We start from the raw sequence: 14,548 nt of genomic DNA on the forward strand, positions 1-14,548 counted from the left end.
TACCCGCTGCGGGAGCACTACCCCGAGCGGCATCCGGGAGGGCGCCATGGACCTCGCTTTTCTGCATCCACTGTACGAACATTCCGGCCCTTGGGCCTCGGTGTACGTCGACCTCTCCCAGCATGCCGAGGACACGCCGCACGCGCGCGAGCTGATGGCGGTGGCGGTGGCCCGGGACCTGTCCGCGCAAGGGGCGGACGAGGCGACCTGCACGGCCGTACGGGAGGCCGTGCACGGCATGCGGCACGCCACCGACCCGCACGGCCGCGCCCTGTTCGCGCGGGCCGGTGAGATCGTGCTCGACCCGCCGCTGGCCCGCCGTCCTCCGGGCGGTACGACCGCCCACTGGGCGCCGCTGCCGCATGTGGCGCCGCTGCTGGAGCTGGCCGGCGAGGACCCGGTGTGCGTGGTGGCGTACGTCGACCGCAAGGGCGCGGACTTCGAGCTGCGCAGCGGGGTCGAGGGCCGTGAGATCGGCGGAGTGGAGGGCCGGCAGTGGCCGGTGCACCGCACCAGCACGGTCGACTGGTCGGAGCGGCACTTCCAGCTGAGGGTGGAGAACACCTGGGAGCACAACGCGGCGGAGATCGCCGACGCGCTCGCCGTCTGCCAGGAGGAGACCCAGGCCGACCTGCTGATCCTGGTGGGTGACGACCGGGAGCGCCGGGCCGTGCACGAGCGGCTGCCGCAGCGGCTGCACGACCGGGTGGTGGAGGCCGAGCACGGCACCGGGAGCCGGCTGCTGGACGAGGAGGTGCGGCGGGCGCGGGCCGAGCATGTGCGGCTGCGGGCGCAGGAGGACCTGGAGCGGTTCCTGGCGGCCCGCACCCCGGACGGCGAGGGCCGGACGAGCGCGGTGGAGGGCGTGCCCGCACTGGTCGAGGCAGCCCGGGAGCACCGGATCGACGAGCTGCTGATCCGGCTGGACGGGCCCGACACCCACCGCGAGGTGTGGATCGGCGACGAGCCCGACCAGTTGGCGGTGCGCCGTACGGAGCTGAAGGCGCTCGGCGAGCAGAACGCCTGGTCGGCCCGCGCGGACGACGCTCTGATCCGCGCGGCCGTCGAGACCAACGCACCGGCGATCTCGGTGGCCCCGGCCCTGCCGGACGCGGGCGAGGACACCCCGGCGGGCGGCCTCGGCGCGCTGCTGCGCTGGAAGTGACCGGCCGGCGAGGTCGCTCACCGCGCCCGGCGAGGTCCTTACCGCGCCCGCTCCACCCGCCGCTCGTCCCAGACCGGGTCCGGGGTCTCACGGACCCGGCCGTCGCTGCCGAAGACCAGGTAGCGGTCGAAGGAGCGGGCGAACCAGCGGTCGTGGGTGACGGCGAGGACGGTGCCCTCGAACGCCTCCAGGCCCTCCTGGAGGGCCTCGGCGGATTCCAGGTCCAGGTTGTCGGTCGGCTCGTCGAGCAGGAGCGCGGTGGCGCCCTCCAGCTCGAGCAGCAGGATCTGGAAGCGGGCCTGCTGGCCGCCGGAGAGCCGGTCGAAGGTCTGCTCGGCCTGCTGGGTCAGCTCGTAGCGGCGCAGCCGGGACATGGCGGCACCACGGTCCTGGGAGTGCTCCTTCCACAGGATGTCGAGGAGGCTGCGGCCCTGGAGTTCGGGGTGCGCGTGGGTCTGCGCGAAGTGCCCGGGCACGACGCGCGCGCCCAGCTTCCACTCTCCCGTGTGCGCCACGTCGTCCCCGGCGAGCAACCGCAGGAAGTGCGACTTGCCGGAGCCGTTGGAGCCGAGGACGGCGACGCGTTCGCCGTAGAAGACCTCCAGGTCGAAGGGAGTCATCAGGCCGGTGAGCTCAAGGCCCTTGCAGGTCACGGCCCTTACACCGGTCCGGCCGCCCTTCAGTCGCATCCTGATGTCCTGCTCGCGCGGCGGCTCCGGCGGTGGCCCGGCCTCCTCGAACTTGCGCAGGCGGGTCTGCGCGGCACGGTAGCGGGAGGCCATGTCGGGGCTGTTCTCCGCTGCTTGACGGAGCGTCAGCACGAGCTTCTTCAGCTGGGCGTGCTTCTCGTCCCAGCGTTTGCGCAACTCCTCGAAGCGAGCGAACCGTTGGCGCCGCGCCTCGTGGTACGTCGCGAAGCCACCGCCGTGCACCCAGGCGTCGGCGCCGGCCGGCGAGGGCTCCACCGACACGATCTTCTCGGCGGCTCGGGCGAGGAGTTCACGGTCGTGGGAGACGAACAGGACCGTCTTGCGGGTCTCCTTCAGCCGCTCCTCCAGCCAGCGCTTTCCGGGCACGTCTAGGTAGTTGTCGGGCTCGTCGAGCAGCAGCACCTCGTCCGTGCCGCGCAGCAGGGCCTCCAGGACCAGCCGTTTCTGCTCGCCGCCGGAGAGGGTGCGCACCTGCCGCCACTGGGCCCGCTCGTACGGCACGCCGAGCGCCGCCATGGTGCACATGTCCCACAGTGTCTCCGCCTCGTACCCGCGCGCCTCGGCCCAGTCGGCGAGCGCCTGCGCGTACTTCAGCTGGGCGGCCTCGTCGTCGACCGTCATGATGGCGTGCTCGGCGGCGTCGACGGCCCGCGCGGCCTCCCGGATGCGGGGCGGTGCGACCGACACGAGCAGGTCGCGTACGGTCGTCTCGTCCCGTACGGAACCCACGAACTGCCGCATCACACCGAGGCCGCCGCTGACGGTGACGGTCCCGCCGTGCGCTTTCAGCTCGCCGGAGATCAGCCGCAGCAGGGTCGTCTTGCCGGCGCCGTTCGGCCCGACCAGCGCCACCACGGCCCCCTCGCCCACCCGGAAGGACACGTCGCCGAGCAACGCCCTCCCGTCAGGGAGGTAGTACTCGAGGTGCGCGGCTTCCAGATGTCCCATGAGGACGCATTCTGCGGGCGGCGGGCGGGGCGGGCAAACGCTTATCCGGCGGAGCGGCCACCGCAGATCATTTGTCGGATCGTCGGCCCGAATGATGAGACATACCGTCTCAGTATGCGAATGACGGCGTACGGTGACACCCATCGCTCCAGGACGACGCGAAGGGGTACAGCCATGCCGAAGGCACGGGAGACGGCCGTCTACACGCACGGGCACCACGAGTCGGTACTGCGCTCGCACACCTGGCGCACCGCCGCCAACTCCGCGGCGTACCTGCTCGGTTCGCTGCGGCCGCACATGCGGGTCCTGGACATCGGCTGCGGCCCGGGCACGATCACCGCCGACCTGGCCGCACTGGTCCCCGACGGGCGGGTCACCGGGGTCGACCGGGCGCCGGGCGTCCTGGAGCAGGCGCGGGCCACGGCCGCCGAACGCGGCCTGACCAACGTCGACTTCGCGGTGGCGGACGTACACGCCCTGGACTACCCGGACGACACGTTCTGCGTGGTCCACGCCCACCAGGTGCTCCAGCACGTCGGCGACCCGGTGCGGGCTCTCCGCGAGATGCGGCGGATCACCAGGCCGGGCGGCTTCGTCGCGGTACGTGACGCCGACTACGCGGCGATGACCTGGTACCCCGCGTCACCGGGCCTGGACGACTGGCTGGACCTGTACCACCGGGTGGCGCGCGCCAACGGCGGCGAACCGGACGCCGGGCGCCGACTGCTCGCGTGGGCGCGGGCGGCGGGCTTCACCGACGTCACCGCCACGTCGAGCACCTGGACGTACGCCACCCCCGAGGAGCGCGCCTGGTGGAGCGGTCTGTGGGCCGACCGCACCCTGGCCTCGGCGTACGCCGAGCGGGCCACGGAGGGCGGGCACACGACCGAGGAGCAACTGCGGGTGGTGTCCGAGGCGTGGCGGGAGTGGGGGCGGCAGGAGGACGGCTGGTTCGCCGTCCTGCACGGCGAGATCCTCTGCCGTAAGGACGCCTGACGCCGGACGAGCGCGGATTATCCGCGGTTTTCTGGAAACCCGGAGCGCAGGAGGTTCACATCATGGTTCCCATCCTGTTGGTACTGCTGCTGGCGCTGGTGCTTTTCGGTGCCGGCTTCGCGGTTGATCTGCTCTGGTGGATCGCGATCGCGGTCCTCGTCTTCTGGCTGCTGGGATTCCTGCTGACCGGGACCACGGCGGCGGGAGGGAGGGGCCGCTGGTACAGGTGGTGACATCCCGTCCCCTCCGCATCGGAAGCAGCGGAAGTATCCGACTGCTCCGACTACTCCGACTACTCCGGTTCCTCAGCTGATTCCACGAAGGAATACGCCGCCCACGGCCCGGTGAGTTCTGTCCGCACCCCGGCTTCCGTCCGCTTCGTCCGGTCGATGATCTCGACGAATTCCTCGCTGCCGGCGCGCGCCACGAGATAGGCGGCGTCCAGCACGGCCGATCGGGCGGGCGGGGTGCGCAGCCGGGCCGCGTCGGCGCGCGCCGCGAGGCGCGCGTGCAGGCGCTCGGCGACCGCCTCGGCGGTGCGCCGGGTGTCGTCCTCGTCCGGGTCGGCATGGACCCGGACCACCCACTCCACCCGCCCCTGGAGCCGGTCGAGGACGTGCCGGAAGCGCTCCTCACGCTCCTCGATCATCACGCGGACCATGCTGTCGTCGGGGACGACGGTGGCCGGCCGCAGCGGCAGCGGGGTGGTGACGACGGTGAGCGCGTCGACGACCTGCCGGTGCGCACGGGTCATCCGGGCCAGCCAGTCCGGATCGGCCAGATGTGCCTGCAGCGGCTCCTCGGCGAAGTCCGCCTCCGGGACCGTACTGACGACGGCGACCAGGCCGTGGTGGTGCACCAGCTTCGGCGGGGCGCCCGCGACGCCGATCAGCTGGGACTGGAGGGGTGTGTCGAAGGGACGGCAGACGGCGTACACGTACCGCAGTCCGGCCATGGGGCGTCCTCCTTCTCCGGGGGCGGGATCCCCTGCCTACTCCGCTTCCTCGTCGGGGACCACCGTGCCCGCGGGTGCGGCGGGCCCCGGTTCGACGAAGCTGTACGGCGGCAGCGGGCCGTCGGCGCGCAGGTCGAGGTGGGGGTGGCTGCGGCGCAGTGTCTGCACGGCGGCCAGGAACTCGGGGGCGGCGTCCCGGTCGACCAGGAAGGACACGTTGACCAGCCAGCCGGTGGACCCGGGGCCCACGCTGACGGCCGCGGCGGACGACTCCAGGGCGTGCTGTGCCTCGGCCGCGTCCTCGGCCTCCTGTGCCTTGACGGCGGCCGACACCATCTCGCCGAGCTGCAGCTTCTGCTCGTAGGTGCCGCCGCCCGCCTGCCGGTTGGCCTCGGCCAGGGCGCGCAGCTCGGGGCTCTCCGACAGCACGCGGTGCAGGACGGCCTCCTCGTGGTGGGCGGCCCGGACGTTGTACTCGACCTTGCCGTCCAGGGCCCGCAGACGCTCCTTGTAGTGTTCGGCGCGTTCGGCGAGGACGCCGGTGACCGCGTCGTCGTCGGGGGCGAGGCTGCCGAACCGCATGGGCAGCACGCACCCGGCGGACTCCGCCCGCGCGAGCACGTTCTGATGCGCCATCAAGTCGCTGCGCCGGGGGCGCAGTCCCTCGGGCGCGTCGCTGACGATGGCCGCCAGGTCGCCCTCGGTGAGGACGCGCACGGGCTGCGGCGGGTCCCCCACGCCGGTCGTGCCGGCCGGGACGGTCGCGTGCTCGCGTGCGACGATGCCGTAGACGTAGGTACTCACTCCTCGGCCTCCTTCCCCTCTTCCCCGCGCGGCTCCTCCCCGCGCGGCTCCTCCCCGCGCAGCGCATCGAGCCGGCGCCGGGCCGGGCCGAGCGCGCGGCCGCGGCGGGTCAGGCCGGACCAGGGGCGGGTGCGGGCCTGGTCGGCTGCGTCGGCGACGGTCCAGCGGCGCGGGCCGGTGTCCGGGTCGTCGAGTTGGTCCCAGCCGAGCGGGACGGCGACGGGAGCGCCGGGCCGGGCGCGGACGGTGAAGGGGGCGACGGCGGTCTGCGCGTAGGCGTTGCGCTGCACGTCGAGGTACAGCCGGTCGCCGCGGTCCTTCTTGCGGGCGGCGGTGGTCAGTTCACCGGGGTGCTCGGTGGCGATCAGCTCGGCGGTGTCGCGGGCGAACGCGCGCACCTCGTCGAAGTCGTGGCGGCCGTCGAGCGGCACCACGACGTGCAGTCCGCGCGATCCGGTGGTCATCAGGCCGGACGGCAGCCGGAGTTGGTCGAGCAGTTCACCCAGCCACCGGGCGGCCCGGCGCACGGCGGCGAAGTCGTCGTCGGGAGGGTCGAGGTCGAAGACCATCAGGTCGGGCCGGTTCAGCTGCCCGGTGCGGGAGAGCCAGCGGTGCAGAGTGAGACATGCCTGGCCGGCGAGGTGGACGAGGGTCGCGGCGTCGTCGCACACGGTGTGGCAGACCGTGCCGCCCTCCTTGGGCACCTCGATCCGGGTGATCCAGTCCGGGTAGTGCTCCGGGGTGTTCTTCTGCATGAACCGGGGGCCGCCGATCCCGTCGGGGTGGCACTCCAGCATCAGGGGGCGGCCGCGCAGGTGAGGCAGCATGAACGAGGCGACGGAGCGGTAGTACTCGGCGAGGTCGCCCTTGGTGTACTCCTTGCCGGCCTCGCCCCCGCCGCCGTCGCCGCCCGGGAACATCACCTTGTCCGCCCGCCGCACCTCGACCGTACGGCGGCCCGCGCGCACCCTCAGCGCCTTGTCGCCGCTCATGGCACCACCGCGTGCTCCACCAGCAGGCGTACGGCCGCGGCGATCGACTCGGCGTCGATGCCGGCCGCGTGCAACTGCTCGGCCGGGGTCGCGGAGCCCGGCATCGTACGGACCGCGAGGCGGGCCAGGCGTGGCATCGGGCGCCCGTCGACGAAGGCGTCGAGGACGGCGTCACCGAGGCCGCCCTCGGGGTGGTGGTCCTCGACGGTGAGCAGACAGCCGGTCTCCTCGGCGGCCCGGCGCAGCGTGAGCCGGTCGACGGGCTTGACGGAGTACAGGTCGATGACGCGGACCTGGATGCCCGCCGCCTCCAGTATGTCGGCGGCGGCGAGCGCCTCGGGCACGGTCACGCCCGCGGCGACGAGCGTGACGCGGTCCCGCTCTCCGGCGGTGCGCAGCACCTTGCTGCCACCGACGGGGAAGTCCTCGTCGGGCCCGTAGATCACCGGGGTGTCACCGCGGGAGGTGCGCAGATAGCGGACGCCGTCCAGTGCGGCCATGGCGAGGACGAGCCGGGCGGTCTGGTTGGCGTCGCAGGGGTAGAGCACGGTGGAACCGTGCACGGCCCGCATCATCGCCAGGTCCTCCAGGCCCATCTGCGAGGGCCCGTCCTGCCCGATGGCGACACCGGCGTGCGATCCGACGAGGTTGAGGCCGGCTCCGCTGACGGACGCCATGCGGACGAAATCGTGGGCGCGGGTGAGGAAGGCGGCGAAGGTGGAGGCGTACGGCACCCAGCCCCGCGAGGCGATGCCGACCGCGGCGGCCACCATCTGCTGTTCGGCGATGTAGCACTCGAAGAACCGGTCGGGGTGTTCCTTGGCGAAGTACTCGGCGCGGGTGGAGTCGCTGACCTCGCCATCGAGGGCGACGACGTCGGCGCGGGCGGTGCCGAGGGCGGCGAGTGCGCGGCCGTAGGCGGTGCGGGTCGCCTCCTGGTCGCCGGGATCCCAGGTGGGGAGGTCGATATCCGGTCCACCGTCGACTGCATACAGTGTCCGCGCGCGTGTATGCGGCAGACGGTCGGCGGCGGCCCCTGTACCGTCGCCCGGATCCTGCACCCGCACCCGGATGTCCCGCACCCCACCCAGCTCCTCGACCGCCTCCTCCGCGTGCTTCAGCGGCTTCCCGTGCAGCCCCTCCCTGTCCTCCACGTCGGCGACGCCCTTGCCCTTCAGGGTGCGGGCGAGGATCGCGGTGGGCTGGCCGAGGGTGGAGCGGGCCTCGCCGTAGGCGCGGTCGACGGCGTCGACGTCGTGCCCGTCGATCTCCACGGTGTGCCAGCCGAACGCCCGGAAGCGGCGGGCGTAGGCGTCGAGGTCATGGCCGTGCCGCGTCGGGCCGCGCTGGCCGAGCCGGTTGACGTCGACGATCGCGGTCAGGTTGTCCAGGTGCTCGTACGCCGCGTGCTCGGCGGCCTCCCACACGGCGCCCTCGGCGAGTTCGCTGTCCCCGCACAGCACCCACACCCGGTAGTCGGCGCGCTCCAGCCGCCGGCCCGCCAACGCCACACCGACGCCGACGGGCAGCCCCTGGCCGAGCGAGCCGGTGGCCGTCTCCACCCAGGGCAGCCGGCGCGGGGTGGGGTGCCCTTCGAGACGGCTGCCCAGCTTGCGCATGGTCAGCAGCTCCGCGTCGTCGAGCGCGCCGGCCGCCTTGTAGGCCGCGTACAGCAGGGGCGAGGCATGCCCCTTGGAGAGGATGAAGCGGTCGTTGGCGGGGTGGTCGGGTCGGTCGAAGTCGTAGCGGAGGTGGTGTGCCAGCAGCACCGCCATCAGGTCGGCGGCGGACATCGAGGAGGTCGGATGCCCGGAGCCCGCGGCGGCGGAGGCCCGGACGCTGTCGACACGCAACTGCTGTCCGAGCGCGGCGAGTTCGGCGGTGTCCATGGCTCTACTGGTCTCCTTCGGCGGGGGTGTCGGGGCTCTCGGGGACCGGCTGGTTCTTGGCGGGCTCCCCGCCGGGCTGGTTCTTGGCGGGTTCGCCACCCGGCTGGTTCTTGGCGGGTTCGCCACCAGGCTGGTTCTTCGCAGGCTCGCCACCCGGCTGGTTCTTCGCAGGCTCACCACCCGACGGCCCTCCGGGGACCCGTGCCAGCTCCGGCGACGCCGTGTCCAGCGGCACGGACCAGGACCGGACGAGCCCCAACTGCACGCCTTGGCGGGGCAGTACGGCGTCCAGGAGCCAGTCGGCGGCGACCCGGATCCGGTTGCCGGGCATCGCGGCGAGGTGGTAGCCGCGGGTGACCGCACCCGCCACCACCCCGGACAGCGGCACGCCGAGCGGATTGGCGGCGGCCTTGACCCCGCCGAGGTCGACGGCGAACCCCTTCTCCTTGTGCCGGTAGGGCCGCAGGCGGCCCTCGCCGAAGGTCGCGGCGATGTTGTGCCCGGCGAGTTTCCCCTGCCGCCAGGCGTGTTGGGCGGTCATCGGGGTGAACTGCCCGGGCTGATCGAGGTCCGGCACGGCGGCCGCGTCACCGCACGCGAACACCTCGGGCCGGCCGGGGACCTGCAGCGTGGGTTCGACGAGCAGCCGCCCGCGTTCCATGGGCAGTCCGAGCGACTCGGCGAGCGGATCGGGCCGTACGCCCACGCACCACACCACCGTACGGGTGTCGACGAACTCCCCGTCGGTCAGCAGGACTCCGTCGTGCGTGGCCTCTTTCACGGAGGTCCCCATACGCACGTCGACGCCCCGGTCGCGCAGTACCTGGTCGGCGGTGTGTGACAGCCGTGGGTCCAGTTCGGGCAGCACCCGCTCGGCGATGTCGAGCAGCAGCCAGCGCGGCCGGATCCCCTGGCGCAGGGGATGCTTGCGGACCAGCGCGTCGGTGAACAGCTGCCCCTGCGCGGCGACTTCGGTGCCCGTGTAGCCGGCGCCGACCACCACGAACGTACAGCGGGCGGTGCAGCTCTTCGGGTCGTCGCCCCCCGCGGCGAGCTCGACCTGCCGGGTCACGTGGTCGCGCAGGTACAGCGCCTCGGGCAGGCCCCGGAAGCCGTGCGCGTGCTCGGCGACCCCGGGCAGCGGCAGCAGCTTGTTGACGCTGCCGGCCGCCAGGACGAGCCGGTCGTAGGCCAGGGCGCCGATGTCGCCCTCGGGGCCGGTGAAGTGCACGGTGCGTGCGTCGAGGTCGATGTGGTCGGCCTCGCCGAGGACCAGCCGTACGTCCGGCAGGGTGCCGGCGAGGGAGACGGTGACCCGGCGCGGTTCGAGGATGCCGGCGGCCACCTGGGGCAGCAGGGGCAGGTACAGGAAGTAGTCGGTCGGGTTCAGCAGGGTGATGTCGGCGCGGCCCCGGGCCGTCCGGGCCAGGGTGCGGGCCGTGCGGTACCCGGCGAAGCCGGCACCGACGATCACGATGCGGGGTCGACTCACGGTTTCGCCTCCGGCGGTGTGGGTGTCGTACGAGCTCTTCGACGTCCGAGGTGTTCCGCGTCCCCCTGGCCGCCCCGGCCAAACGTGCGCCGCCCGGCCGCGGGCGCTCCAGTCCCCGCCAGAACCCGGGGCCTCCGGTCCCCCACCCCGCCACGGGACCACCGCCCGGCCCGCGGCCGCCCCGGGTCTCCACGCCGCCGCCGTACCGCCCCGGCTTCCCGCCCAGCCACCGGACCACCCGCCGCCAGGCCACCCCGGCCCCCACCACCGGACCACGTCGGTTTCCCACCCGGCCGCCGGGTACCCGAACGGCGGCCGACCCGCGTCCCCGGGACGCTCAGGGACCCGCCCCCACCGCCCACACCCCGGAGGTACCCCCCATGCCCGAGTACGGCTACTTCCTGTCCTGCGAGGAGTTCGGCCCCGCGGACCTGGTCGAGCAGGCGCGGATGGCCGAGCAGGCCGGATTCCAGGCGCTGTGGATCTCCGACCACTATCACCCGTGGAACGACGCGCAGGGCCAGAGCCCGTTCGTGTGGTCGGTGATCGGCGCGCTGTCGGAGGCGGTGTCGCTGCCGATCGAGACGGCGGTGACCTGCCCGACCGTGCGCACGCACCCGGCGGTGATCGCACAGGCGGCCGCGACCAGCGCGGTGATGACGAACGGCCGCTTCCGCCTGGGCGTCGGCACCGGCGAGGCGCTCAACGAGCACATCCTCGGCGACCCCTGGCCGCCGGCGAACGTACGCCTGGACATGCTGGAGGAGGCGATCCTGGTGATGCGCCGCCTGTTCACGGGCGAGGAGATCAGCCACCACGGCAGCCACTACACGGTGGAGAACGCCCGGCTGTACACCGTCCCCGACGAGCCGGTACCGATCGACATCTCCGGCTTCGGCCCGAAGGCAACCTCGCTCGCGGCGCGGGTGGGCGACGGCTACATCACGATGATGCCGCAGGAGGCGATGGTCCAGCAGTTCCGCAAGGGCGGGGGCGGTGCCAAGCCGGTCCTCGGCGGCACGAAGGTGTGTTACGGCCCCGACCGCGACGAGGCGGTCCGTACGGTGCACTCGCTGTGGTCGAACCAGCTGCTGCCCGGCGAGATGGGCCAGATCCTGCCCACCCCGAGCCACTTCGAGCAGCTGGAGCCGCTGATCACCGAGGAGATGGTCGCGGAGAACACGGTGTGCGGGGACGACGTGGACCAGCACGTCGCGACCCTGCGGGAGTTCGCGGACGCGGGCTTCGACCGGATCTACGTCAACCAGATCGGCCCCGAGCAGCGCGGCTTCTTCGACTTCTACCGGACGAAGGTGCTGCCGCAGCTGAACTGAGCGCCCCTGGACCCGCCCGCGCCGGCTACACCCGCCCGTGCCGGCGCACTCCGGTGGCCACTACCGCACCCAGGGCACCGGCCAGCAGCCCTGCGCCCATGCGCCCCCGGTTCCGGGAGGCCCACGCCTGCGCGCTCCCCGCCCTGGCCTCCTCGTCGAAGCGGCCGTGCGCCCCGTGGTCCCGCCCGTGCGGCCCGTCCGCCGGACTCCACAGGTTGCCCACCCGGCCGGCCCCGTCCGCACCCGCATCCGGCTCGTCCTGCTGCGCCGCGAACCCGTTCCGCGCCAGGTACCGGTCCAGGAACCCGGGCGCCACCGCGTTGACGATCAGCGTCGCCGCCGTGGAGCCGCCGACCCAGTACTCCCGCCGCCGCCCGTGCCCGGCCGCGTGCACGATCGCCCGCGCCGCCACCTCCGGCTGGTACACGGGAGCCACCGGCCGGGCCCGCCCCGGCATCCGATCCATCACCCAGTCGAACTGCGGGGTGTTGAGGGCGGGCAGCTGCACCATCGTCGTCCGCACCCGGCTCCCCGCGTGCAGCAGCTCGCAGCGCAGCGACTCGTGGAACCCCTGGATCGCGTGCTTGGCCCCGCAGTACGCAGTCTGCAGCGGCACCCCCCGGTAGGCGAGCGCGGACCCCACCTGCACGATGGTGCCGCGGTCGCGCGGCAGCATGTGCCGCAGGGCGGCCCGGGTACCGAACGCATAGCCGAGGTACGTCGCTTCGGTCACCCGGCGGAACTCGTCGGGCGTGATCTCGGTGAACGGCGCGAAGATCCCGGCGAAGGCGTTGTTGACCCACACGTCGATGCGCCCGAAGGCGTCCACGACCTGCTGCGCGGCGTCGTCGACGGCCCTGGCGTCGGCCACGTCGACGGCGACGACGAGCGCCTCACCGCCGGCCTGCTGCACCTCGTCCGCCGCCGCGGCGAGCCCTTCGCGGCCCCGGGCCAGCAGAGCGACCCGGTCACCCCGGGCGGCGAAGGCACGGGCGGCCGCCCGGCCCACGCCGCCGCTGGCGCCGGTGACCACGACGACCCGCCGGCCGGCGTCCACTCGCCACGGGGCCCGCACGGCGCTTCACGCCCGGTGGTGCGGTGCCTCGGGGTCGATGTCGCCCGGCGGCGGCGCCGGAGGGGCGGCACCGGGGGCACCGGCCGGCGCCGGCCCGACTCCGGCCACGCCGCCGGGGGCGACGGGCGGCACCGGCGGATGGCCCGCGCCGAAGGCGTCCCCCGGGGCAGCGCCCCGGCCGGCCGACGCGGCGAGCCCGGCCTCGCGCTCGGGGATCGGGCGGGAGGCGGACGGCCGGGCCGCGCCGCGCAGGGCGTACGCGACGACGCCGAGGACGGCCGCCGTGATCAGCGCGGCGGCCCAGTCGGGCAGTCCGGCGGCCAGGGCCAGGCCGAGTGCCACTGCGAGGGCGGCGCCCGCGTACAGGGCGACGGCCCCGGACGCGGCGTACAGCATCGCCGTACGACGGCGTCGGCGCCCCTGCTCGCGCAGTTCGTCGCGGACGGTCTCCCGCGCGACCTGGGCGAGCTCGTCGACCAGGTGCCTGTCGAGATGCTCCAGATGGTCCAGTCGATCCCGGTGGTCCCGGTGGTCCCGGTGATCCATGCGCTCCATGCGCGCCGGGTACCCGTGGTCACCGGGCCGTAACGACCCGGCGCGGCCGGACCTCCACACCCCGTTCACCGCAAGCGATCACCTCCTCCGAGCGGCCCCGACTAGGCTCGGACCATGGACATTCTGGGAACCACCCTGCGTATCTGCGTCCACGATCTGGAGGCCGCGGTCCCCTTCTACGAGCGGCTCGCCGGCACCTCGGCGCTCCGTTTCGAACGCGGCGGTGTCCAGGTGGCCGCCGTCGGCTGCTTCCTGCTGATGAGCGGCCCCGAGGCGGAACTGGAGGTGCTGCGCAAGGTGGCGGCGACGATCGCGGTCACGGACGTCGAGGAGGCGCACAAGACCCTCACCGAACTCGGCGCGCAGGTCATCGCCGGCCCGGTCCCGACCCCGGTCGGCCGCAATCTGATCGCCCGTCATCCGGACGGCACGGTCTACGAGTACGCGGACCGCCGCCCCGCCTGACGACCCGGCCGCGGCATCGCGAGGAGTTCACCGGGCAGCAGCCGGTCGGGATCTGGCCTGTCCACCGCGGGCATGACCGTGGGGTCCAGCACGCCCGGGCGACGTCGCCCGGGCCCACCTCACGCAGCTGCCCGACGGTGGCGACGGGGATCTTCAGGCCGGCGAGTTCGGCACGGCCGGCCCGGGGCGGCCGAATGCGGCGCAGGGCGACTTCACGGCGCTGCGGTCGACGGTCACCGACCTCGACACCATGAAGATCAACCGGAAGCCCGCATCTCGGCGGTGAGCGCCCACCGTTCGTGGTCCCGCCAGTCCCCGTCGATGTGGATCATCTTCGGGGAGAAGCCCTCCAGTCGGAAGCCGCAGGCCCGGGCGAGGGCGATCGAGGCCGCGTTGCGGGGCTGGACGTTGATCTCCAGCCGGTGCAGCCGCATCGGCCCGAACGCGTGGCCGACGACCAGGTCTAGGCCCTCACGCATCAGCCCGCGCCCGGCGGCGTGCGCGAAGGCGCCGTAGCCGAGGGCGCCGCACTGGAAGCCGCCGCGGACGATGTTGTTGATGTTGATGAAGCCGGCGATGGCCCCGTCGTCCAGGGTGCACACAAGGAACCCCGCGTTCGTCGGGTCCTTGATAAGCCGCCCGGCATAGGCGTCGTACTCGGCGGCCGTCAGGGGCGGGAACAGCCACGGCTGGTGCAGTTCCCGGCTCTCGCGGGCGCGGGCGGTGAACTCGGCGGCGTCCTCGAAGGCGAAGGGACGTATGCCCACGCGGGCGCCCTCCGCGAGGTGGCGGGATCCGGTGTGGTGCGGCATCCAGCCAGCCTACGACTGTCCCGACCTCGGCGTTTCCACTTCTACCGCCTGCGTCTGGCGAAGAACGCCCCGCACAGGGCGCCGATCAGGGCGGTGGCGAGGAGGGCCGCCCACAGAGGCATGGTGACCTCCGGGACCAGGATTCTGATCTTCGTCTTCGCCGTGTTCTCGAAGATGAAGACCAGGGCGAGGACGGCGAGCACCAGCACGGCGATCCGGGCGGGCGTCATCGCGGCCCTGGCGCCGCCCTTCCTCGTCGAGCGCTCGGAAGTCTTGGGGCTCATGGGTCCAGGGTGCGCCCGAGGCAGCTGCCGCGCACGCCGAAGGACCACGATTACCGACCAGTAAGTACGACT

General features: G+C 73.3%; 15 protein-coding genes. 5 read left to right on the forward strand and 10 right to left on the reverse strand.

Annotated features, from left to right (window positions below; all coding sequences use genetic code 11):
• Positions 1-46 precede the first annotated feature (46 nt).
• Positions 47-1,165, forward strand: a complete 1,119-nt coding sequence (locus ACH5AC_RS35510) for a Vms1/Ankzf1 family peptidyl-tRNA hydrolase (RefSeq protein WP_398866442.1) — start codon at positions 47-49, stop codon at positions 1,163-1,165.
• A 38-nt stretch (positions 1,166-1,203) separates the two neighbouring features.
• On the opposite strand, the gene ACH5AC_RS35515 is transcribed toward ACH5AC_RS35510, so the two are convergent.
• Complete coding sequence (locus ACH5AC_RS35515; RefSeq protein WP_398866444.1) at positions 1,204-2,823, reverse strand: ABC-F family ATP-binding cassette domain-containing protein; 1,620 nt, start codon at positions 2,821-2,823, stop codon at positions 1,204-1,206.
• 174 nt (positions 2,824-2,997) lie between these two features.
• Between ACH5AC_RS35515 and ACH5AC_RS35520 the strand changes: the two genes are divergently transcribed.
• Together ACH5AC_RS35520 and ACH5AC_RS35525 are read left to right on the forward strand one after the other, a co-directional pair.
• Entirely contained in the window at positions 2,998-3,819 is an 822-nt protein-coding gene (locus tag ACH5AC_RS35520; protein WP_398866445.1) for a class I SAM-dependent methyltransferase, read from the forward strand.
• Between the two features lie 62 nt (positions 3,820-3,881).
• On the forward strand, positions 3,882-4,052 hold the full coding sequence (locus ACH5AC_RS35525; RefSeq protein WP_398866446.1) for a hydrophobic protein: 171 nt from the start codon (positions 3,882-3,884) through the stop codon (positions 4,050-4,052).
• A 59-nt stretch (positions 4,053-4,111) separates the two neighbouring features.
• On the opposite strand, the gene ACH5AC_RS35530 is transcribed toward ACH5AC_RS35525, so the two are convergent.
• From ACH5AC_RS35530 to ACH5AC_RS35550, 5 genes are read right to left on the reverse strand one after another with little or no spacing between them, the layout of a single operon-like run.
• The gene (locus tag ACH5AC_RS35530; RefSeq protein ID WP_398866447.1) at positions 4,112-4,774 is read right to left on the reverse strand and encodes a GvpL/GvpF family gas vesicle protein; all 663 of its coding nucleotides are present in this window, start codon (positions 4,772-4,774) and stop codon (positions 4,112-4,114) included.
• Between the two features lie 36 nt (positions 4,775-4,810).
• A complete protein-coding gene (locus ACH5AC_RS35535) occupies positions 4,811-5,578 on the reverse strand; it encodes a GvpL/GvpF family gas vesicle protein (RefSeq protein WP_398866448.1) in 768 nt (255 codons plus the stop codon).
• On the reverse strand, positions 5,575-6,570 hold the full coding sequence (ligD, locus tag ACH5AC_RS35540) for a non-homologous end-joining DNA ligase (protein WP_398866449.1): 996 nt from the start codon (positions 6,568-6,570) through the stop codon (positions 5,575-5,577). Before ligD ends, ACH5AC_RS35535 begins: the two co-directional genes overlap by 4 nt.
• Positions 6,567-8,459: a transketolase gene (locus tag ACH5AC_RS35545; RefSeq protein ID WP_398866450.1), complete on the reverse strand. Its 1,893-nt coding sequence runs from the start codon at positions 8,457-8,459 to the stop codon at positions 6,567-6,569. Before ACH5AC_RS35545 ends, ligD begins: the two co-directional genes overlap by 4 nt.
• 4 nt (positions 8,460-8,463) lie before the next feature.
• Entirely contained in the window at positions 8,464-9,951 is a 1,488-nt protein-coding gene (locus tag ACH5AC_RS35550; RefSeq protein ID WP_398866451.1) for an FAD-dependent oxidoreductase, read from the reverse strand.
• Positions 9,952-10,331: 380 nt separating this feature from the next.
• On the opposite strand from ACH5AC_RS35550, the gene ACH5AC_RS35555 reads away from it, so the two are divergent.
• On the forward strand, positions 10,332-11,285 hold the full coding sequence (locus ACH5AC_RS35555; RefSeq protein WP_398866452.1) for an LLM class F420-dependent oxidoreductase: 954 nt from the start codon (positions 10,332-10,334) through the stop codon (positions 11,283-11,285).
• A 25-nt stretch (positions 11,286-11,310) separates the two neighbouring features.
• Here the strand turns inward: ACH5AC_RS35555 and ACH5AC_RS35560 are convergent, their stop codons facing one another.
• On the reverse strand, positions 11,311-12,360 hold the full coding sequence (locus ACH5AC_RS35560) for an SDR family oxidoreductase (RefSeq protein WP_398866453.1): 1,050 nt from the start codon (positions 12,358-12,360) through the stop codon (positions 11,311-11,313).
• Positions 12,361-12,366: 6 nt separating this feature from the next.
• A complete protein-coding gene (locus ACH5AC_RS35565) occupies positions 12,367-12,915 on the reverse strand; it encodes a phage holin family protein (RefSeq protein ID WP_398866454.1) in 549 nt (182 codons plus the stop codon).
• Positions 12,916-13,029: 114 nt separating this feature from the next.
• On the opposite strand from ACH5AC_RS35565, the gene ACH5AC_RS35570 reads away from it, so the two are divergent.
• Positions 13,030-13,380, forward strand: coding sequence for a VOC family protein (locus ACH5AC_RS35570; RefSeq protein WP_398866455.1), 351 nt, complete (start codon positions 13,030-13,032; stop codon positions 13,378-13,380).
• 257 nt (positions 13,381-13,637) lie between these two features.
• Here ACH5AC_RS35570 and ACH5AC_RS35575 read toward each other — a convergent pair whose 3' ends face one another.
• Both ACH5AC_RS35575 and ACH5AC_RS35580 read right to left on the reverse strand, forming a co-directional pair.
• Positions 13,638-14,192, reverse strand: a complete 555-nt coding sequence (locus tag ACH5AC_RS35575) for a GNAT family N-acetyltransferase (RefSeq protein ID WP_398866456.1) — start codon at positions 14,190-14,192, stop codon at positions 13,638-13,640.
• A 41-nt stretch (positions 14,193-14,233) separates the two neighbouring features.
• Positions 14,234-14,476 carry a DUF1049 domain-containing protein gene (locus tag ACH5AC_RS35580; protein WP_398866458.1) on the reverse strand — a complete coding sequence of 81 codons (243 nt, stop codon included), beginning with the start codon at positions 14,474-14,476 and terminating at the stop codon, positions 14,234-14,236.
• Positions 14,477-14,548: the final 72 nt, after the last annotated feature.

Source organism: Streptomyces sp. NPDC018693, assembly GCF_044391385.1.
In the GTDB taxonomy this organism is placed as follows: Bacteria; Actinomycetota; Actinomycetes; order Streptomycetales; family Streptomycetaceae; genus Streptomyces.

Coding starts and splice junctions, on each gene's coding strand:
- ACH5AC_RS35515 (WP_398866444.1), bottom strand. CDS start 2,823: ATGGGACATCTGGAAGCCGCGCACCTCGAGTACTACCTCCCTGACGGG.
- ACH5AC_RS35565 (WP_398866454.1), bottom strand. CDS start 12,915: ATGGAGCGCATGGATCACCGGGACCACCGGGACCACCGGGATCGACTG.
- ACH5AC_RS35530 (WP_398866447.1), bottom strand. CDS start 4,774: ATGGCCGGACTGCGGTACGTGTACGCCGTCTGCCGTCCCTTCGACACA.
- ACH5AC_RS35520 (WP_398866445.1), top strand. CDS start 2,998: ATGCCGAAGGCACGGGAGACGGCCGTCTACACGCACGGGCACCACGAG.
- ACH5AC_RS35525 (WP_398866446.1), top strand. CDS start 3,882: ATGGTTCCCATCCTGTTGGTACTGCTGCTGGCGCTGGTGCTTTTCGGT.
- ligD (WP_398866449.1), bottom strand. CDS start 6,570: ATGAGCGGCGACAAGGCGCTGAGGGTGCGCGCGGGCCGCCGTACGGTC.
- ACH5AC_RS35545 (WP_398866450.1), bottom strand. CDS start 8,459: ATGGACACCGCCGAACTCGCCGCGCTCGGACAGCAGTTGCGTGTCGAC.
- ACH5AC_RS35510 (WP_398866442.1), top strand. CDS start 47: ATGGACCTCGCTTTTCTGCATCCACTGTACGAACATTCCGGCCCTTGG.
- ACH5AC_RS35570 (WP_398866455.1), top strand. CDS start 13,030: ATGGACATTCTGGGAACCACCCTGCGTATCTGCGTCCACGATCTGGAG.
- ACH5AC_RS35555 (WP_398866452.1), top strand. CDS start 10,332: ATGCCCGAGTACGGCTACTTCCTGTCCTGCGAGGAGTTCGGCCCCGCG.
- ACH5AC_RS35580 (WP_398866458.1), bottom strand. CDS start 14,476: ATGAGCCCCAAGACTTCCGAGCGCTCGACGAGGAAGGGCGGCGCCAGG.
- ACH5AC_RS35575 (WP_398866456.1), bottom strand. CDS start 14,192: ATGCCGCACCACACCGGATCCCGCCACCTCGCGGAGGGCGCCCGCGTG.